The 21,038-nt window shown below is 47.0% G+C and carries 18 protein-coding genes; 2 read left to right on the plus strand and 16 right to left on the minus strand.

What is annotated here, in order from left to right; translation table 11 throughout:
* Positions 1-8: 8 nt before the first annotated feature.
* The 16 genes from hisG to ACTNEN_RS07425 form a co-directional block, all read right to left on the minus strand.
* On the minus strand, positions 9-665 hold the full coding sequence (gene hisG, locus ACTNEN_RS07350; RefSeq protein WP_441205487.1) for an ATP phosphoribosyltransferase: 657 nt from the start codon (positions 663-665) through the stop codon (positions 9-11).
* Positions 658-1,746, minus strand: a complete 1,089-nt coding sequence (locus tag ACTNEN_RS07355) for an ATP phosphoribosyltransferase regulatory subunit (protein ID WP_441205488.1) — start codon at positions 1,744-1,746, stop codon at positions 658-660. The genes hisG and ACTNEN_RS07355 overlap by 8 nt, the downstream gene beginning before the upstream one ends.
* 22 nt (positions 1,747-1,768) lie before the next feature.
* Positions 1,769-2,359, minus strand: a complete 591-nt coding sequence (hisB, locus tag ACTNEN_RS07360) for an imidazoleglycerol-phosphate dehydratase HisB (protein ID WP_441205489.1) — start codon at positions 2,357-2,359, stop codon at positions 1,769-1,771.
* A complete protein-coding gene (gene hisC / locus ACTNEN_RS07365) occupies positions 2,356-3,435 on the minus strand; it encodes a histidinol-phosphate transaminase (RefSeq protein ID WP_441205491.1) in 1,080 nt (359 codons plus the stop codon). The genes hisB and hisC overlap by 4 nt, the downstream gene beginning before the upstream one ends.
* A 351-nt stretch (positions 3,436-3,786) precedes the next feature.
* The gene (locus ACTNEN_RS07370) at positions 3,787-4,488 is read right to left on the minus strand and encodes a hypothetical protein (protein WP_441205492.1); all 702 of its coding nucleotides are present in this window, start codon (positions 4,486-4,488) and stop codon (positions 3,787-3,789) included.
* On the minus strand, positions 4,475-5,317 hold the full coding sequence (locus ACTNEN_RS07375) for a hypothetical protein (protein ID WP_441205493.1): 843 nt from the start codon (positions 5,315-5,317) through the stop codon (positions 4,475-4,477). Before ACTNEN_RS07375 ends, ACTNEN_RS07370 begins: the two co-directional genes overlap by 14 nt.
* 12 nt (positions 5,318-5,329) lie before the next feature.
* The gene (pilM, locus tag ACTNEN_RS07380) at positions 5,330-6,346 is read right to left on the minus strand and encodes a pilus assembly protein PilM (protein ID WP_441205495.1); all 1,017 of its coding nucleotides are present in this window, start codon (positions 6,344-6,346) and stop codon (positions 5,330-5,332) included.
* A 20-nt stretch (positions 6,347-6,366) separates the two neighbouring features.
* Complete coding sequence (locus ACTNEN_RS07385) at positions 6,367-7,170, minus strand: prepilin peptidase (protein ID WP_441205497.1); 804 nt, start codon at positions 7,168-7,170, stop codon at positions 6,367-6,369.
* A 177-nt stretch (positions 7,171-7,347) separates the two neighbouring features.
* The gene (locus ACTNEN_RS07390; RefSeq protein ID WP_441205498.1) at positions 7,348-7,680 is read right to left on the minus strand and encodes a hypothetical protein; all 333 of its coding nucleotides are present in this window, start codon (positions 7,678-7,680) and stop codon (positions 7,348-7,350) included.
* 143 nt (positions 7,681-7,823) lie between these two features.
* On the minus strand, positions 7,824-9,236 hold the full coding sequence (locus tag ACTNEN_RS07395; protein WP_441205500.1) for a uracil-xanthine permease family protein: 1,413 nt from the start codon (positions 9,234-9,236) through the stop codon (positions 7,824-7,826).
* A 75-nt stretch (positions 9,237-9,311) separates the two neighbouring features.
* Positions 9,312-13,862, minus strand: a complete 4,551-nt coding sequence (locus ACTNEN_RS07400; RefSeq protein ID WP_441205502.1) for a glycine-rich protein — start codon at positions 13,860-13,862, stop codon at positions 9,312-9,314.
* On the minus strand, positions 13,828-14,517 hold the full coding sequence (locus tag ACTNEN_RS07405) for a pilus assembly FimT family protein (protein WP_441205504.1): 690 nt from the start codon (positions 14,515-14,517) through the stop codon (positions 13,828-13,830). The genes ACTNEN_RS07400 and ACTNEN_RS07405 overlap by 35 nt, the downstream gene beginning before the upstream one ends.
* A 3-nt stretch (positions 14,518-14,520) precedes the next feature.
* Positions 14,521-15,012: a hypothetical protein gene (locus ACTNEN_RS07410; protein ID WP_441205505.1), complete on the minus strand. Its 492-nt coding sequence runs from the start codon at positions 15,010-15,012 to the stop codon at positions 14,521-14,523.
* Complete coding sequence (locus tag ACTNEN_RS07415; protein WP_441205506.1) at positions 15,009-16,190, minus strand: hypothetical protein; 1,182 nt, start codon at positions 16,188-16,190, stop codon at positions 15,009-15,011. The genes ACTNEN_RS07410 and ACTNEN_RS07415 overlap by 4 nt, the downstream gene beginning before the upstream one ends.
* 86 nt (positions 16,191-16,276) lie before the next feature.
* The gene (locus ACTNEN_RS07420; RefSeq protein WP_441205508.1) at positions 16,277-16,702 is read right to left on the minus strand and encodes a hypothetical protein; all 426 of its coding nucleotides are present in this window, start codon (positions 16,700-16,702) and stop codon (positions 16,277-16,279) included.
* An 11-nt stretch (positions 16,703-16,713) separates the two neighbouring features.
* The gene (locus tag ACTNEN_RS07425; RefSeq protein WP_441205510.1) at positions 16,714-17,871 is read right to left on the minus strand and encodes a GGDEF domain-containing protein; all 1,158 of its coding nucleotides are present in this window, start codon (positions 17,869-17,871) and stop codon (positions 16,714-16,716) included.
* A 323-nt stretch (positions 17,872-18,194) separates the two neighbouring features.
* On the opposite strand from ACTNEN_RS07425, the gene ACTNEN_RS07430 reads away from it, so the two are divergent.
* Both ACTNEN_RS07430 and ACTNEN_RS07435 read left to right on the plus strand, forming a co-directional pair.
* Positions 18,195-19,670, plus strand: coding sequence for a diguanylate cyclase domain-containing protein (locus ACTNEN_RS07430; protein WP_441205511.1), 1,476 nt, complete (start codon positions 18,195-18,197; stop codon positions 19,668-19,670).
* Positions 19,667-20,989 (plus strand): ABC transporter substrate-binding protein, encoded by a 1,323-nt coding sequence (locus ACTNEN_RS07435; RefSeq protein ID WP_441205513.1) that lies wholly within the window; start codon positions 19,667-19,669, stop codon positions 20,987-20,989. The genes ACTNEN_RS07430 and ACTNEN_RS07435 overlap by 4 nt, the downstream gene beginning before the upstream one ends.
* Positions 20,990-21,038 lie beyond the last annotated feature (49 nt).

Below are 21,038 nucleotides of genomic sequence, written 5' to 3' on the forward strand. Positions count from 1 at the left end.
AATCTCTATTAATGCTCAAGACGGATGGTCTCTACCTGCCGGTCCGAACCAATGACATCCGCGAGCCCGTCTCTCAGCTTAAGAATCTCCGGATGCTTAAACTGATAGCTTACCTTGTTGCAGATAAATCTTGCGCTGATCGGTACAATTTCCTTCAGTACGGAAAGATTGTTTTCCCGGAGGGTATTGCCGGTTTCCACGATATCCACGATCACATCACTTAAGCCAAGGATCGGCGCGATCTCAATGGAACCGTTTAAGTGAATAATATCAATATCCCGGCCAATAGACTCATAATAACCCGCAGCAATCCGCGGAAATTTTGTGGCGACCCGTAGCGTCCGCTCCTCCTCATCATAAAAATCGCTGAAGCCTGCCACGCACATTCTGCATTTGCCGATGCCAAGATCCAGAAGCTCATAAATATCCGGCGCATACTCAAGCAAAATGTCCTTACCGCAGACACCCACATCCGCAGCGCCCCGTTCAACGTAAATTGAGACATCCGAGGGCTTAACCCAAAAATACCGGACACCCTTCTCCGGATTTTCAAAGGTCAGTTTCCGGTTTTTTTCAAGGATTGAGGGACAGTCATATCCGGCTGCTGCCATAAGGCTGTATGTTTTTTCTCCGAGGCGTCCCTTGGGAAGTGCCACATTAATCATAAGAAGGTGCCTCCTGTTCTGCTTCCTGCATTGTAAGCTGCTGTCGTGCGCGGAGCTTGTGCTCCATTTTGTCCAGCTCATCTCTGCGAATGCAGCGGGTCCGCGCTCCCTCGCTCACAAGCTTCTCTACCAGCGCCGCAAGCTTCTGTGGATCGTCTGTATCATCATATGTCACAAGATACTCCACATCATAGTCCTTAGGCTTTGTCTGGTAATTCTCCACAGTATCCAGGTCAAGCGCAAAACCGACTGCGCCCTCCTTTTTGCCCATTTTCTGCGGGAGTCTGTCATAGCGACCGCCGGACAGCACGGTAAATGGAATCTGCTCTGCCGCACCCTGGAAAATAATACCGTTATAGTAATCCATAGAGTTGACAAGCGAGAAATCCAGATAAATATTGTCAAGCACCCCATATGCCTCCAGGATCCTGGCAAGCTCTTGAAGATGCTCCACCATGGTAAGGGAGGTATTGGAGAATGCATATTTCCGGATCTCTCCCACTCCCGTCCGGAACGGAAGATAGAGCTCAATCAATTTCCTGATATTGTCGGCACTTGCTGCCGTTATCCTGCCTTCCTTAACAAGTCGATCCACACCTGACGCCTGCTTCATGGAAAACAGCCTGAGCACCTCACTTACCGTAGCTTCATTTAATCCCATGGACTCAAAAATCTGACCTAGAAACGCCGCATCGGAAATCCGGATCACAAAACGGCTCGAGATGAGCTGCATGGATTTCGCCGCAAGAGCAATGATCTCCGCCTCGGAAAAACAGTCAATATTTCCAAGGCATTCCACGCCTGCCTGCAGAATTTCCCGGTAATGATCGTCCTTCGGGCGATAAACGGTTTCGTTATAATAAACCTTCTCCTCACCACCGGCGTTGGACTTTACAATACTCAGCGTCACATCCGGCTTTAAGGCAAGGAGCGATCCATCCATATCCGTAAAGGTGATGAGCTGGCTCGATTTCAGGAAATCCCGGTTGTCCGCATAGAGATCATACGGTTCAAACTTGGACATCTTAAATTTCCGATATCCGTATCTTTCATATAATTCGTTAAGCTTAGTTTCAATCATGCTGTCCTGTATCCTCTATGCTTTATAATACGCCCTTAGTCGAGGGAATCTGATCCGCAAACCTCTGATCCAGGCTCACCGCCTCCCGTAACGCATGCCCCAGTCCCTTAAACACAGCTTCCGCAATGTGGTGGCTGTTTTCCCCTGCGAGCTCACGGACATGCAGCGTAAGACCTGCATTCGCCGCAAATGCCCTTAAAAACTCAACCACCAGCTCTGTATCAAAGCTTCCGATTTTCTCTGATGGGAATGTCACATCCGTATAGCATCCGCTTCGTCCGGAGATGTCTACCGCCACGAGCACCAGCGCCTCGTCCATCGGAAGCGTAAGCGATGCATACCGGCGGATCCCCTGCTTTGTACCAAGTGCTGAGAGGAAGGCCTGCCCCAGCGTAATCCCGATATCCTCCACACTATGATGGTCATCCACCCAGGTATCTCCTTTACAGCTGAGATTCATCTGGATCCCCGAGTGCCTGGAAAACAAAGTCAGCATATGATCGAGAAATCCAACGCCGGTCGCAATCTTAGATACACTGCCATCTCCATCCAGGTCAAGCCATATGGTCACATCTGTTTCCGCGGTTACTCTATGCATGTCTGCTGTTCTCATACATTTCCTCCTGCAGTGGTAGTAAGCTCAAGAAGCTCTTTGATGGTCTCGATCAGCGTTTCCATCTGCTGCCTTGTGCCGATCGTGATCCGGTTAAACTCGCAGATCTTAGGGTCATCAAAGTGACGAACCAGGATGCCACGATCCTTGAGATCCAGATACAGCTTCCTGCCATTTATGCGGTCCGTCCTTGCAAAAACAAAATTGGAATAGGAATCCAGCACAAAAAATCCAAGCTGCCGTAATTCTATCGTCGTATACTCCCGATTCCGAATGATTTCCTGCGAGCAATGTGCGTAATACGCCGGGTCCTGTACAGCCGCAACCGCAGCTGCCATGGAGATCCGGTTGACATTGTATGGATTGGTGGAAAACTTGATGGTCTCCAGATCCTGAATCAGCGCCTTATTTCCGATCGCATATCCGACTCTCGCTCCGGCCAGTGCTCTCGACTTACTGAAGGTCTGCACCACCAGGAGGTTATCATAGGTCTTAGTGAGCTCCACAGCGCTTTCGCCGCCAAAATCAATGTAAGCCTCATCAATGATCACTACATGCTCCGGGTTGGAGGCAGCGATATCCGAAATTTCCTTCAGAGAAAGTAAAAGTCCCGTCGGGGCATTGGGATTGGCGATAACCACAGCTTTACCGACCCCCTTGTAATCCTCCGGGCGAATGCGGAAATCCGGCTGTAGAGGCTTCACATCCGATGTGATGTGATTAATTGCAGCAAAGACCTTGTAAAAGCCATAGGAAATATCCGGATAGGCAATACCGTCCTCTCCAAATGCCATAAAAGCAAAATTCAGTGCTTCGTCGGACCCGTTGGATACAAAGATATTGGCAGGCTCGACATGATAGGCCTCCGCGAGTGCTTTTTTTAACGGCTTAAGCTCCGGATCAGAATAGAGCCTGAGATTCTCTGCTTCCTGCTTGTTTACGGCAGCGATCACACCAGGTGCCGGAGGAAACGGGGATTCATTGGTATTGAGCTTAATGTACTTCTTATCCTGCGGCTGCTCTCCCGGTGTATAGGGCTCAAGCTGACTATAACAGGAATTAAAAAATCTCGACATAGGACTTCCTCTTTTCTTTCTTACATCGACTCTCTTATCGATACAGTATATCGCAGAAGCGATTTCCCTGCTATCAGATAACTTCGGATCTTCTCTCATGCACTTCTAAAAATACCGGAACCAAAATCTTAAATAGCAATGCGAATCGGCTTCATGCGCACAGACTTCCTGCACATAAACATCACTGAAGCGATCTTCTGAATGCTGGTACCGCGATTGGCTTCAATGATTTACCATGTTAGCATGTTAAAGTGATCATGTCAAGAAAAAACAGCTAAGCTTCTCCACTGTAAAACCAGGAAGAAGCTTAGCTGCTGAAATATTTGTATTTATTCTTATCTGCATAAAATTTCAATGTGAGGCTGCAAAGCTCTCTGCCGCTGTCTCCAGATCCGAACGTTGCAGGTTGGAAAAGTCCGCGCCGGCAAGTCCCGGACCCTTAGTGTTCTGGTCCGTACTCTTGTCATATTCCAGCCCTTCCCGTGTCGCAGCATCATGCAAGGTCTCATAAAATGTGACTGTGAGACTTCCGCTGACCTGGGAGTTCTGCAAATTAGCTACAGCATCCGTATCGGAGCTGTTATGATCAATGGCGGCAAGGGAAACATCATGAATCAGGCAGCGGTACGGATCATTATGCAGTGCATCAATCATCCTGCGGGCACTGGTATAATCTGCTGCAGTAAAGGATATCTCGATGTTCCGACGAACCGTCTCACCGGATGCCACAGGCTTTTCAAAACTGAAGCTGTACGAAACCGCTTCCGCAAAAATCCGGTTAAGCTCTGTGGACTCCTGCTTAAAATTATCATAGGTTGCAACAACAGCTGTGGAGGCAGTTTCATTCTGATTCATCTCTTGCTCCATCTGTTTTATCCTGCTGTTTTTCTGCTGCTCAACCTGGATCTGGTTTTCAAGATCTGTCGTATCCGATGCCGCTATCCTGTGCGCCACCGGCTCCTTCACCATCCAGAAATAGAAAAAGCCAAGCAAAAGGATGGCAATCAGCAGCATGACAATTTTCTCTTTTCTGTCAAACTCACGATTCAGCACTGCTCATCACCTCCTCGCTCTCTTCCCATGCATTTCCGGCGTCTTCCGAGGCTCCTGCCTCAGCCTCCGTATTCCCGGTGTCGGTATTTTGTGACTGCGTATCTCCCGCAGCATCACTCTCTGCCTCTATGTTACCGGCAGTGTCATTTTGTGTCTGCACATCTCCGGCAGCATCCCCTTGTGCCTGCGCATTTCCAGTGGCTGCACCCTGCGCCTGGATTGCTGCCATCTCCTGCGGTGACCGGAAAATAATTGTAATATCCGTCTCAACATAGGATAACGCACCATCGTTCTGATCCACTGTGCCTTCTGTGGTAGCCGTTGCGTAATTTACATAGGGAGAGCTTTCCAGATCCGCAATGATCTCCGGCATACGATCCGCCTGCGAGATCTCAACGGACAGCTCCGCAGTATTATCCGTAATCGTAATACTCCTGATACCGCCGGACGGATGCACCTTTTCCTCAATGACATCCAGCATTGTCAGCCGATCGGCCTCTGCGCGCTCCTGATCATTAAGATATCCCTTGCCATAATGACTGTATCTGGACTCTACATCATCATACACCTGGTTCGCCTCTTTTATTTTATTGAGGCTCTGCTCCACCTGCTGATACCGATTCTCCGCTTCATCCGCTCTTTGAAGCTGATCTGCTACAAAAAGTCTGGAAAATCCAAACAGGAAAACAAGGAAAATAAGAAACAGACTCAATGTAAAGATGGTTTCTCCCGTTTTATGCTCATTTTCCAGGAGGTTAATGGTCCGTTTGGATGGATACGCGCCACCCTTGCCAAGCTTCCTGTGTATTAATTGTCTCAGGGCTGCCATTTTTTTCCTCCATCAGAATATCGGTTCCACAGCCACACCATAGGATTGCGGACTCATAACAAGTGCCTCTCTCGCGGATGTCTCCGCTTCCTCTATATGAAGCAGCTCCGGAAACAGCTTGACCGGCAGCGAAACCTGCCGTGCAATTGCTTTCATAAGCTCCGCATACTTTGTACCACCGCCCACGCAGTATAGCGTATCAATGGTATTTGCAGGGTTGTTGAAGCTATAGAAATTAAGCACACGCATGACTTCCACTGCTCGCGTGTTATAGAGATCCATTAGCTGCGGATGCTCCATGATATTCCCCTGGTCAGACTCTGCCGCAATTCTGGAAATATGGATATCTGTTCCATTAATATCCGAGATCTCCTTAAGAAGCCCTATGCATCCCGGCTCCATCGAGCGTGTAATCTCATAAATGCCTTTTTTAAAGAAGTGAATGCGGAATGCCTGCTCGCCAAGGTCCAGTACAGCGTAGTCCCGCTTCTCCTGTTCCGGATGCTTCTCGGCTTCAAGCACATGCGCATGATTCAGAAGCCGCTGATAACCAAATACCTCCGGCACCAGTCCCGTAATTTTGAGTCCTGCCGCCTTGGCAAGCCTCCGGTACTGCTCAATCATTTTCCTTGTACAGGCAACTGCCATGAGATCCATTGACTTTTCCTTTCGTTCCAGTACAGCATAGTCAAAGTAGTAATTGGCAATCTCATCCGTGATATAGTCATGAAACTCATAGGGGAGATTAATCTTAAGCTGCGCCACCGTCATCAGCGGCATCTCCACCCGGCGCTCGTAAACGGCGCCCATCGGAACCGAAAACACAGCCTTCTTTTCCCGGATATTATGCTTTTTAAAGGTCTCCCGGAGAAATTCCGCCATGCCATCCCAATACTGGATGAGGCCATCCTTAACAGCATTGTCCGGAACCGGCTCCGTAAAAAAAAGCTTTACCGTACCTTGATCCAGTACCGTTACCTTGACCTCGTAATTTCCAATGTCAATTCCAATGATTTTTCCCCGTGCCATAAAAACCTCGTCACATAAGTTTACAATAAGCCGATATACCAGTTCAAAAATCCATTTCCCCACAGGATCATCGTCAATGCTGCAATCGAAATCGCCGGTCCAAATGGAATCTGTCTCTGCTTAAAAAGCAGTGCAAACAAAAGACCGATGATACTGGACAGGATCAGATGAAATAACAGAAGCAGCGGATGAAGATACAGCCCCGTCATAAAAAAGAGCTTGATATCTCCGCCGCCCATGCTTTCCTTCCCCAGGATATGATCAAACAGCAGCGACAGGAGCAGCATGGATCCTCCTAACATAAGGGCGCCGAGAAACGGGTACAATGCTTCATGAAGCATTCCCTCCCTCAGACTCTCTCCATACTCCTCATATAAAATCCCGGGAAGTGTCATGAACCAGCCCAGGATTCCTGCTGCGATAAACCCGTCCGGGATGGTGTACGTCTTTAGGTCCACGAGGGAAAGTCCCAGCAGGATCCCCGCAAGGATCAGAAAACGAAGTGTCCGGAAGCTTACGTCAAAGCGGTAAACCAGTACGGCAAAGATCAGCCCCAACAGGATCTCGCAGCAGGTACTCTCCGGGGAGACCTTCTTGCCACAGTATCGGCACCTTCCTTTAAGGAAAACATAGGAAAAAACCGGGATCAGATCCAAAAATCCCAGAACATGCTGACAGTTGTCGCAGTGCGAACGCCCTTTGAGGATACTTTCTCCTGCAGCGATCCTCCATGCCATGCAGTCCAGGAAGCTCCCGAACGCAGCGCCGAGCAGAAATGCGATACATAAGATGTATATCGTAATAAAAAGACTTACATGCATCATCTAAAAAATTACCTCTTTACCCGGATGCTGTGTACATATACTTATGATTTATCCTCAGGGTGAGATCATCTTTTCTTATCTGATCTTTCATTTGGAAACCATCGTAAGCAAAAAGGCTGCTCCTGTCCCGCAGCCGGAACAAAAAGCAGCCCTTTGCCGTATTGTCCTGTCAACCGCTCACAGCTCGTTAGCATGATCCAGCAGCTCACCGCCGGCCTGGCACGCAGGACAGACGCAGTATTTACCGCCGGCAGCCTTGGATGCTTCCGCAGCCTTGACAAAACCATCTGCTCCATCGCCCAGAATCTGTTTACCCATATCACTCTTTCCAAATGCAATTGCACCGTCAACTGAACCAACATCTTCCTTAAGTTCAGCGATCAGTGCCGCAGCCGCAGCTGCCTGCTTTGCGGTACCATAAGCTGCAAGATAAGCTTCCGCTGCTGCCTTTGCCTCCGGACATATCGTTGCTGCATTGATCAGTTCACTAACCTTTGCTTTAACATCCATAGATGTAACCTCCTTTAACTACTTTGGTTCATTTTATCATCCTTGAGGCCGAAATGCAATTTCATGTAATGCAACACAGCGAAGCTGAAGCACGATTCACGCATAGCGTTGTTAATGCAGCGCTATCCTCCTCATGATAAAGCTCAGTCTTCCATATTTTTCTGTCCGGCTTTCCTGGCAAGCTCCCACACCAGAGACTTACCCTGAGCGATTTCCAGATCAACGCCTGTCCTGTTTGGTTCATCATCCTCAAATTTATAGTCCTTACCCGGCAGGATGGCATTCAGCACAATACCAACGAGAGACCCTGTCGCGATGCCCGAGAAATTTATGGTGATCGCTCCAACCGGAATCACGATTGCTCCTGCAGTGGAGTAATTGATGCCAATGGACAGAACCAGAATCAATGCTGCAATGATAACATTTCTGGACTGCGAAAAATCTACATGGGTTTCTACAACATTCCTGACACCAACTGCCGAAATCATACCATAAAGTACCAGAGAAATACCTCCGATGGTTGCGGATGGCATAACCTCGATGACGGACGCAAATTTAGGGCAGAAGGACAGAATTATCGCAATGACAGCCGCAAGCCGGATGACCATCGGATCATATACCTTGGTGAGCGTAAGAACTCCTGTATTTTCACCATAGGTTGTGTTGGCCGGTGCACCAAAAAGAGAAGCAAGTGTTGTTGCAAGTCCATCGCCCGTCAGAGTTCTGTGGAGTCCGGGATCCTTAATGAAGTTTTTGCCGACCGTTGAGGAAATAGCGGAAATGTCACCGATATGTTCCATCATCGTCGCAAATGCAATCGGCACAATCGTAATGACAGAAGTGATCAGCAGTGCAGGATCCAGATTTCCGTCTGTAAAGATCGAAAACACCGTACGCTGATACTGGAGTGGCAGACCGATCCAGGCAGCCTCCCGTACCGGTGTAAAATCAATGCATCCGGTAATCGCCGCCACGAGATACGATCCTATTACGCCGAGCAGAATCGGGATAATCTTGACCATGCCTCTGCCCCAGATATTGCAGACAACCACAATAACTATGGCAACCAAAGCGATCGGCCAGTTGGTTCCACAATTTTCTACTGCAGACTTTGAAAGATTGAGCCCAATCGCAATGATAATCGGTCCCGTCACAACCGGTGGAAAATATCTCATAACCCGGCTTGCGCCAAACGCCCGGAACAGCACTGCAAGGATCAGATATACAAGGCCTGCACATGCAACGCCAAAGCAAGCATACCGTAAAAGCTCCGGTTCCCCATTTGGCGCAATTGCCGCATAACCGGCAAGAAACGCAAAGGAAGATCCCAGAAACGCAGGTACCTTTTTCTTACTGATCAGGTGGAACAGCAACGTGCCGAGTCCTGCCCAGAGCAGTGTTGTGGAAACACTGAGACCTGTGAGCAGCGGCACCAGAACCGTCGACCCGAACATCGCAAACATATGCTGAAATCCGAGAATCAGTACACGTCCGGTACCAAGCTTACGGGCATCATAGATCCCCTCTTCACCAATTTTAATATTTTCTTTACTCATATGCCCCCCTTTGGCAAAGCAAAGTTAAAAACTTATCCGAAGCTTCGGATAATATGTTACCAGATATTAAGAAAGTCACGGAAGGTTTGCCCCCGGCCCGGTGATCGTCTTCGCATCCGAGGCAGCCGACGCCCCGGTGTTTGAATTTGTGGACGAATCATTACCAGCATCCTCGCGGAGCAGCGTAATTCTGCCGTATCCATCTCCTCCGTGACCAGTTTCCATTGTACCTTGTGGAGATGCAAATGTCTCTGAACTGCTGAGAGTCCCAAAGTATGCACCGGTACCCGCGAGATCCTGAAGCAGATCCTTACGGACATGTCCGGATCCACCACCCGCAGCACTCGCTTTATCGTATCCGGTACCGCCACCGTACCATCCGCCTCCGCCTCCGGAGCCATTAAAGCCGACAAAATAATATTCTTTGATCCCTTTGATCCCTTTGATCCCTGTGATCCGAAGCGGCGGGTTGTTATATCCACCACCGGCACCAAATCGGCCGTTAGTTTCCGGGGTATTTTCTATCTGTTTCTGTATTGTACCGTTCTTTCCGGTGATATAAAAGAGGTTTACATAATACTTTGCAATACCTCTGCCTCCGGTCGTCTGCGTACCTCCCATGCCCTGATTCGTATTGTTGCTGCCATTACCTCCTGTCTTGCCATTACCTCCTGTCTTGCCACCACCGACACCACCAGCATTATGGAAGCTTCCGGCACCACCGCCACCTCCGGCTACGAGCAGTACACTATCCTGATCTCTGACATAGGATGCAAGGTCTGGATAATTCTCAATCGAACCGCCGGCAGGCAGCAATGACATATGTGTCGCTCCACCTCCGGAGCCCCACAAATATACAGTACCATGAGTATTTGTAACATTTTTGGAGGCATGCTCTCCCTTTGCACTGCCACCGCCATTCCAACCGCCCGGGATAACCGCGGATTCTGTAGACATATCTCCCTTACCGCCGATATATACATAGATGGTATCACCTGCGTTAAGATGAATCTCTCCAGCCGCATATCCGCCACGACCGCCATAAGATCCGCCTGCCTTCACATCTCTGTTCAGCACATACTCTGCCATGGCGTCTCCGCTGATGCCTGCACCACCCTGTGCTCCCCAGACCTCCAGACGGTATATACCGGCGCGATCCGCAGTAAAGATCTGGATATGATCGGTTTCTTTCTCTCCTCTGCTGATTTCCTTATATGGGAAATCCCACACAAATCCTGAACGATGCCACTGCGCATAGAGTGTCACAGTTGCGCCGCTTGTCGTGGAGAGCAATCGCACATATGCCTGATCCGAGTAGGAGGTGCCGGAACCATCCGCCTTGGTGTTCCATCCGAGGAAAGTATATTCTCCCTGCACTCCATCCATCGTGTCAGGATTTCTCACAAAGATATTTCTGGTAAGTTGATAGTCCTTACGAAAATCGAGATACTTCATATCCGCCATAGCATCCGGATTAGATCCTCCATTGGCATCAAAGTGAATGTTGTAATACTGCCGTATCTCCCAGTCTCCAATATGTGTATCGAGTCCGGAAGCTGTATCACCGCTTAATTCCACTATCGTTTTATAGGGATACTGTTTAGACAGTGTGTTATCCATCGGACTTGCCGAGCCTTGCTTTCCGCTTCCGTTGATCTCTTCCTGTTCTACCGGCGCAACTCCCTCTATGGAGTCTGCATTGCCGCATACTCTCCGACCCTGATTCAGTGCCGGTGCATAGTAATTACTCTTAGAAGACAGAAGTTTTACATCACCGTCCAGTATACCAATATAAGCGCCAATACGCTCATCCACTGCTCCACTCACTGGAGAAGCAGTATAAGTCTTATCGAGCTTAAGCTTTCCTGCATTGACAGAGCCTATAAAGCCACCGGCACCTGCAGCCTGTTCCCCGTTGTCTATCTGTGTAAAAGAGCTATATACCGACATTGTTGTATAGCTTGTGTCAAGCTCAGAAAGAGAACATTGATTTACGCTTCCGATAAGTCCACCGGCATTTCCTCCGGAAATTACATTATAATTGGAAGTTTGTCCATCGAGTGCCGTACCGGTCTGATAGGCACCACCCTCTGTTTGTCCTGCAGCATAGCTTTCCTGGATCAGAAGACTGCCATCAGCCGCCTCTCCGATCAGTCCACCGGCATCCTGGTCACCGCGTAAAGCAACCGATGCACGAGACATCTGTATTGCAAGTGCACCGCCCTTTTGCCTTGTCTTGCCAATAAGACCTCCGGCACTCCCATCGGCGTTTCCAGCATTGCTCCCGTCTGTAAGATTCTTAACGCTCGCAGAGATTAAAAACGATTTTCCACTCACAGATACGTCTGTAAGTGAAACCTGTCCCTGGATCAGTCCTGCAATACCACCTGCCGAACTTACGCCTATAATGCTCCTGTTAACAGTATCAGGAGTATCTGTGCCGATCGAGATCTTTTGCAGCGTAACGGTACTGCTTTTTCCTGCCATACCCACGATGCCGCCTGCATGGCCATCAGCGCCGCCTGCGGTAATAGTAAGCTCCTGGCGCACGATAATAGCCGCGTCTTTACATTCGTCAAGGCTGCCGCCGTTAAAACCGACCAGACCACCGGCATACTTTTCTCCGGTAACAGACAACTTGGCATCCATCATAACCTTAGGCAGCATGACATTTCCTGCAGCATACGCCACAAGCCCTCCGGCACCTTGCTGGCCGCTTATGATCCAGCTGCTGTTCTGAGTCTCCCGGATCACCGTTTTCTGGTATGTCTTGAGGCTGCCTTCCAAAGATCCAAAAAGTCCTCCTGCGTTTTCTGCTGTAGAGCTGATCTCGAGATTTCCGATTGCAAAATCTCCATAGCAGTCTGCCATTTCCGTACCAGTGCATAATCCGATCAGTCCTCCAGCAGCATTTACTGCCTGAATTGAGACATCCTGCGCTTCAATATCACGGAGAAGCAGCGGACTGCTGACAGCTCCTGCAAGACCGCCATAATTTCCAGCACTGCCACTGATAGAAGCCTTATCTAAAGATATATCGCTAAAGCTCAGCTTGCCTTCGGATTTATATCCTAACAATGCTCCGGAATTGGCCATTGCATCCTGGATACTTACATTCTGAAGCTTAACATCTTGCATGGTAACATCTACATCATCCGGGAATGCACCGAACAATCCGACATTCTTATTACTGCTGCCCTCATGGATTTTCATATTGGACAAAGTATGTTTCTCTCCGCTAAATGTAAAGCTTCCGGCAGCTTCCGGATTGATCGCAACAAATTGTCCTGATGCAGTAGTGAGCTGATTACCAGTAAAGCTGTATACATCCAGACTTCCATACCGGTTTTGCCAGTCAAGATCCGCTGTAAGTTTAGCGCTATCGACACTGCCTGCATTTGATATATCATGAGAAAGGTTCTCAAGCTGTCGTCCGTTAGAAACAGAAACCTCTGATAGGGTATACGTCCCTTTGTCGGACGCTTTGGAAATGTGCGCCGATGCGTAAAGGCTGTTTTCTGTATTGGTGCTGACTTCCACACTGCCTGATGTCTGCTCTCCTTGGCGGATCACGGCTGAAACCTTGCAATGCACATTCTCGCCCGGTGTAAGTTCAGGATACTGTGCCGCAAAGTTCTGCCCTTGTACTGTAATATCATCAAGCGTATGTCGATGCGTCGCCGCGTAATCAAACTGTCCCCCATGGGACGCTCCACTCGTTTCGCCTATGACCGTATAGCTGATTTCCGGTGGCTGGTATCCGCCTGGCAGAGCGTCTCTTGTTTCCTTTGTTTTACGATTCCTGTAACTTACGCTTACATCAAGATACAGTGTTTCATCATTTACAAGTTTTGCTGTAACAACAGGCTCCCAATCCGGCTGATTCTCCTCCGGATTTCCATTGGCTTTGTTAACTGCCCCACCATAGTACCCTACAAAAATGCCTTTCGACCTGCCGGAAGCATGTGTCGGCAGGTAATCTTCCCGGGATTCTGTCTTGAGTCCAAGACCATACAGTTTGTCTGCATCCTCTGCTGTTAATGGATCACCTGATGTATAACTGAAAAAACCACTCTTTAAATCAGAGTAAAATACAGCATAGATTTCCGCAGTTGTCCTGTCATACTCGACAATATAGCTTCCACCTGCGCGTACCGTCTCGTCCAGAGATCCTTCCGGTAAAATCCGGTTGAGCACACTATCCTGTTTTATCCCGGGCGTATATACAATCCTGTAAAAATCATGTCCGGTAGGATCCTCGGACGTATCGATCTCCTCTCCATCCGGCAGTCTGCCGGTGGATGCTGTATCAAGCGAACTTCCAAAATATGCATCATCTGCGGAATCTGCAGTCTGTCCATTCTGGTCCGCATCTGCTGATTTTTCCCTTAATAGCTGCTCCCACTCTCCACTCGTGCGCAGCTCCGTAAGGTGATTCTGCATAGCGACAAAAAGCTCCCTGGCTGTATTATCCATCTCAAGGAGTTTGAGCTTTTTCTGGTAACGCGCGACGTTAACAAATCCAAAGCCTGCTAAAATGCTGATGATTGCAACAACCAGCAGCATCTCTGCGAGAGTAAATCCCTTTTTATTATGGATTGGATGTATGAACCGTTTCTTTTTCATGCTCTTCATCACTTTCCGGCTCTATTGCCACGACCATGGAGCGTACTGTAAACTCCTGCTGTTCCAGGATCGTCTTATTCTCTTCGGAACCGGAGAAAACCTCGATCCCTACTGTGAATATCAGCGACCCGTACTCGGGATCACGCTTGCACGTAAAACCGGTCAGTTCCAAGTTGAGGTCCAGGCTCTGCGTTTTGTCGGTCACCAGTTGGTTGTTAATACTTCCCTTACGTAAAATTGTATGTTTCCCGGTATCAGGCTCAACAGCATTTTCATAATAGATCCTGCCATGCTGCTTCTCACACATAAAGGAACCCGTGTGGTCAAGGTCTGCTCCTAATGCCCTGGTGTCACCAGAGATATGGTCATCCGAACTGACAGCAGTGCCGATATCTTCTCCGGCATTGGATTTAACACTGGTATCCGGCGTATCCCAATCCTTTGCAGTATACAGATCATCGGAAATTGCCAGCATTGCCGTAGACATAAGGGTCTGTGCGTCTGCCTTGACCCGCACATTATGATATACACGAAGCAGCATTTGCGAGCCACTGACCACTGCCGTGAGTACAATTGTAAGAAGCAGTACCGATATCAGAGTTTCCGCGAGCGTAACTCCACGGGCAGATTTTAATTTATATTGAATCCGCTGCATACTTTATCCTTCTGTTCCTTTATCTCCGGCAAACTTAGCGTCGGGAGTTTGCAGCCCGGAATCATCTAAAGCTTTTGTAGAACTGCCTGCATTCGCCTTATGATACATAAAAATTCGGGCATCTTCTTTGTCTTCCTGACCAAAGGACAGCGCATTGACCGGTATTTTAATGTCTTTGTCCAAAGTAAGAATCTCTCTTGTGTCATTTACTGTCCCTGTCTCCTTAGTGGATGCTCTCGCGGAAGCCCCTGTGTCTGTCCTATCTCCGGAAACAATCACTGTAGCAGAACGTTCTGTCCCATTCTGAAGCTCTATATTGCTTCTCAACTCTGTATTTTCCGAGTAATTCTGGTCAGAAGCCGCAATCAGACGGCGGGATGCCATCAGCATACTGACAAGCGCAATTAACCCAAGTGAAATAATCAGAGAGGCAACCAGCACCTCTCCGATGCTGTCTCCTGCCGTATCCTTAAGTTTTCTAATGCAAACGTTCATCCTGCGCTCTCACTTTCCTTATGATCCGCGGTTTCCGGGGATAATGTACTGATGCTGCATTTCTGCCAGTTTAATGTCATCGAGACCTGCCGAGACGTGTCTGTAATCACAAGATACTCTTTTTCCCCCGTATCGTCATCATCCTCCCGATTGTTATCGTCATTATCATCATTATCGTCCATTTTCCAGGACTTTTCTGTCTGTGATTCCCCATAGGTAATGGTGCCATCCCCCGGAACCGTAAGATATAATGTGATAAGTGCATTATCCCGTAATGAAGCAAGATCCGGCGCAGTTTTATCAGTACTTTCCTCTGTACCTGGATAGAGACGCGCCGTAATTTTAAAGTCCTGATCCATTGTGATATCCATGTAAACCGGTACCAGCCGATTATGATCCTGCTCGTTCAATGTAATTCTGAGTCCATCCATTCCAACCTGATAGGGTTCCGACTTTGTGATGCTACTCCATTTTACAGAAGTTTCGTCGATGTCTGAACACCAGAAAGAATCTCCACCCTCCTTATCTGTGCCTTGTGCAATCTGATTCCAGTAATGCCGGTAAACCTTATCTGCAAGGATTTGACGCACGTCACTGAAACCGTTAGTTAATTTGCTTCCATCGATCTTGGTGTCTGAAATCGAGTCCTCATACATCGGATCCTGTTTCCATGCATAAGAAAGCTTCTCAAGTCCGTCATAATTATAATATGTCTCATCATCCACCGGAACTTCTGTCAGATCCACTGGCAATATGTAATTCCCACCTGCTTTCCTGGTATCGCCGGAGATGATCCAATTATGATTTTCATTGACTTTCCCGGCTGATTCTTTGGAATCCGCTGCATCCTCTGAATCATTTTCATCCTCGTCATCCTCATCTGTATCTGCAAGTATTGTATCAATACGATATGTCCGGAGTGTCCAATTCTGCTGTGGGAATGTCATGGAAGCAGAATCATTCATATCTGCCTCAATGAGCTGAGCTGCACTGATCAAAGCATATCTCTGACGGTTAGCAAGCGTATCCACCTTACTGATCCTACCGGCGCTTGCACTCGCAGCCGCCAGAATGATAGATCCTACTGATGCGCACATGACAAAAAACAGCAACGCCACCATAAGTGACGCGCCGTTTTCTGATTGTAATTTCGTTTTTAATTGATTTGATATTTTCATCAAAGCTCCCGGCTGGTTATAGCTTATACAGGCTGAGCCTTAATCCTTTTGATTGCCATGTGCATTATACCGCATTGTGATTCTGATTACCAGTCCAGAGGCGCACTGCCCCAGCAGGCAAGATACGTTCCCTGGCTATTAATCATCACATAAAGGATCTTATCCTTTGGAATACTTGGTTCTACTCCGAAATTCACATCAAAGTCTCTGCCCTGACGCTTTGCAGAGCGGCCATAGGGTTTGATCTTTGCAATTTCATCCGGCTCATCTGCACGGATGATGTTATGCTCTGCATCATATACATACACCGTTTCCTTAGAACATGTCCCGGCATTGATTTCTGTAAGCAGGATATCCTTCGCCATCCGGACATTGCCAATATCCTCCATCTGCCGCAGCTCCTCCCGCCGGTTCCCGATAAACGGGATGGAGATACTGATAAGAAGTCCTGCTGCCACAACGACCAGCAGCAGAATTAAAAGCGATATGCCATTATGATTTCGTAATTTCATGATCTCTCACCTCATTTTGCACCCTGTACCTTTTTATCCTCATACAGCATGGCATCTGCTCGTTTTAGCACATCCGTGATCTTTTCCTCCGGATCTATACAGTAAGCATATCCAACAGAAACCGTAAGCGGAAAAGTAAAATTTTTACTTTTCACGATTTCCTTCAGTTCCATACGTAACGCCTGCTTTACAGTTTCCGGATCATGCCGATGAAAGTCAGCTATGATAAATTCATCTCCGCCAAATCGTCCGATCACAAGCCCATCCATAGCCATCGTTTTAAGAGCTTCCGCAACGGCAACAAGAGCCCGGTCTCCCTCCAGATGTCCATACTTGTCGTTAATCTTTTTAAACTTATCAATATCAATAAGATACATCACCGTCGGATTTTGTATAGAGCAATGTTCCCAGTTCCGCTCAAGATATTCATTGATTCGATAGCGGTTATTGATCTGTGTGAGTGCATCTGTATAAATGTTTGCATTCTGCATTTCAATGAGCACCTTAAGAATCGATGGCAGGATGCCCAGAATGATGTATGGAACATTTCTGATATAAATACTGATAAGGGCAGCTGCAAAGGGATAAACGATGCACTCCAGAATCACATAATATCTCTGCCGATGTGACTTACGCTTTTGCTGAAGCATCATATAGAGCGTATGGATAAAGGCAAATATGAGATAGAAAAAATCCACCATCCGGTTCACCGCGTACATGGCATCCGAAGACATCTGCCCCTGTCCACTAATGCCGAGCAGATTCCATACATGAAAACCGGTGGAAAGTGCCGATATGATAATGGGAATGTAAAACAGCGGTGTTATACGCTTATTTGTAACCGGGAAACCGTCCAGATAATATTCTGCAAAACGGAACCAGGAAAATGTAAAGTAAGTGAGAATCCAGGACTCTATATCCTTAAGCAAAAAGACACCTGTACGGCTTCCGGTGTAATAGGCAGTCATTATAATAAGGAAGTCTACGATAATATAGATTCCGTAAACCAAAATGATCCTGCGGAAAGCACGGTTCTCGGCTTCCCGTCCGATATTGGATTGGATCCTGCCATACACATGCCAGGCTAAAATCAGACAGACCATCAGAAACGAGATATAAAAAGGCAGATACGCTTTGTCATAATTTAATTGGGTCGCAACACTTATCATAAACAGCTCTCTCTAGTTGTTCTTACCAATTTGTTCTCATGATTTTTATGGAAATTAACCAGTATCTTAATATAAACATGAATGTAAACGATTTCAAGCTGTATATTTGTTTAAATTCTAAACCATATTGAAACCATATTAAAACTCTGATACAACATCCTCATAAAAAACGCAAAATATACTACTTCCTCATAAAGCGTCCAAAATTGACACTGCTAAAATTAAGTGATAATCTAATTTTATCAGGAAGTACGATCCGATGAATTAAAAATTGTTTCAAAGAACACGCTTTATATATAATTTCTCTTTTATAATTTTATAAAATGGGTAACGAATTTAAAAAAATACAGCTGCGTTCCATCATTCTTTTTGCATCGCTGATCCTGGGGATCACACTCTATATTATTGTGCTTCTCACAGGCAGGTCCAATATTTTTATGCAGGAGAATGCTGCAAGCCTTGTAAGTGCAAGTAACCGCCAGATGGAACTGAACATTGACTCTTATCTTAGCAAGGTTGAAAAAGCTTCTGCACTGCTCTTTTCCGACAGTACCAGCTATACCTATGATCCATCGGATGACAGCGTTGATGACTATACAAAGCTTCAGATAGCCAACCAGATCAATAACAATATTACCGATCTGAGTCTGCTGGACAATTATGCTGATTTTGCCGTTATTTACAGTAATGACCAGGTGATCGGCTCGCTCTCCAAGGCGACAAAGAGCACGTACGTAAACGGCGGTATGTATAAGGCATTCAGTGAGATTTTAGATGAGGGAAATAACAGCGATGCCTGGGTTTTTGGATTGAACGGAGATACCGCGCACATTTACTACTTTGAGCGATACAACAGCTATGCCATCATACTGATTTCTTTTTACTCCCGCGAACTAAAGGGGGTATTTCAGATTCCTGAACAGCTCGATGGTATGGAGGTTTCTCTGGTAAACAACGATAATCGTATCCTCTATTCCAACAAAGATGAAAAAATCGGTTCAAATCTGCCGGAATCTACAATTTCACTTCTTAACAACCTTAGAAACGGCAGTGTAATGACCAATACTCTACTGATCACCAGCGATGAATGCAGTAATGGCTGGCGTGTGGTCTGCACAGTACCGGCAAGCCTGATTATTCAGGACAACACCCGCTTCATGGAAGTCACCATAATTGTCATACTAGCTTTCGTGGCTGTCATCCTCATTTTCGGCGTAGTGGTGACAAAACGGATGAATGTAACCGCCAATCATTATGTCGATTCACTGGAGGACGAGGCTCAACACGACCGCATGACCGGTCTCTATAATCGCGAAGAATTTCACCTTATAGCGGATGCTTTTATAAAAGAAAAACCTGCGGGCAAAACAATGAGCTTCTCCATTTTTGATATGGATCATTTTAAGTCAATCAACGATCAACACGGTCATCTGGAAGGAGACGAAGTTCTGCGCCGTTTCTCAAAGCTCCTATCTGACACCTTTGGCTCGGAATTTATCTTAGGCAGACTCGGCGGTGATGAATTTGGTGTTTTCGGCTGCATAGATATCTTAGATGAGACGCGCGCCATCACCGAGCTTAAAAAATACATCGCCGCATTACGGAATAGCTTCGACAAAAGCCTTGCAAAAGATTACTCCGTTGACAGTCTCTCTTTTTGCAGTGGCACAGCAATCGTACATAAAAGCGACCTGAATTTTACTGATGTTTTCAATAGAGCCGATACTCTCCTCTACCTGGGAAAGAGAAACGGAAAAAGCCAGGATCATTTTGATGACAAGGGAAGTGAAAATCCATGATAAAGTTACGAGAAAAAAACACAAGGAGAAAAAGCAATGTCATCCGGTTTACCATCGGTATCTTTATGCTCCTGATCTTTTTTGGATTCAACTATTATTTTCTTGTCTACAAGCCAGAAAACCGCGATGTCATTACGGACACTAAGAAAAATACCGTTATTTCCTTCAGCTGGTGGGGTAATGACGACAGGCATCTCTATACCCTCAATGGCATTGACATATTTGAGAACAAGCATCCAAATATCGAGGTTGACTGTTCCTACAGTGTCTGGAACGGTTATGAAAGACGTAACCGTGTGTATATGCTCTCCGGCAAGGAGCCTGATGTCATGCAGATCAATTTTAACTGGATTCGCCAGTATTCTGCTGATGGTTCCGGATATTATGATCTCAATAAGCTCTCAGATATCACCGATCTGAGTTCCTACAGTAAGATAGATCTGCGTTATGGCACTTCCAATGGCGTGCTGAATGCCATCCCGATTGCATATAACGCCGTAGTGTTTTACTACAATCAGGCTTTACTGGATCAATACGGTTTAAATGTTCCTGAAACATGGGATGATCTTTTTGCAGCAGCATCTGTCATGCACAAGGATGGTCGTTATCCTCTGCATCTGAGTGACAAGCACCTTTTTCTCTCTGTAATTGCCCACTATGAACAGATCACAGGGCAGACGATTTTTGATAATGATGGAAAGTACATTGGGGGAATTAGCGCTGCAAGGCAACTGCTGGAATTTTACAAACAGCTCTTTGACGGACAGGTGATCTGCGTAAACGGCAAGAGTGCTGATATGGATTTCGGTAACGGGACCTGCGCCGGTGTCGGTATCTGGGCAAGTGATGCCGATAATTACTGTACAATGCTTACCAGTCGCGGCGCATCACCGGTTCTTGCTAACCCTCCTCGTACTAATGACCACGACGCACTTTACGGGTGGTATGTAAAACCCGCCACAATGTATGCAATCAGCAGCAGAAGCAGTCATCCGAAAGAAGCCGCAAGCCTTTTAAACTTTCTGGTCAACGACAGCGACATGGTTCTCCTCCAGGGCACGGAAAAAGGAATCCCTGTCAACACACAAGCCCGTAAGATCCTCCAAAACAGCGGTACTCTGAATGTCTATGATGCGGAAGCCGGAAATTATGTATTCAGCAGCCTGGATCGCTTTGATCCCATGGTTCCATCCATTGAAAATACAGATGTCATCACTGCTTTCCGTGATTATGCTGATAAATACGCTTACAGCGTTGCGGATTTGGATACCTGTGCTGCGGAGCTTGCCGATAAATGGGTGGTAGTCCTCAACAACTGAAGCTGAGGACTACCGCCACAGCGCATGGTATGTATTAAACTAAGAGAAA

Origin of the sequence: Oribacterium sp. HCP28S3_H8, from assembly GCF_052064775.1 — a bacterium.
Classification (GTDB): Bacteria; Bacillota; Clostridia; order Lachnospirales; family Lachnospiraceae; genus Oribacterium.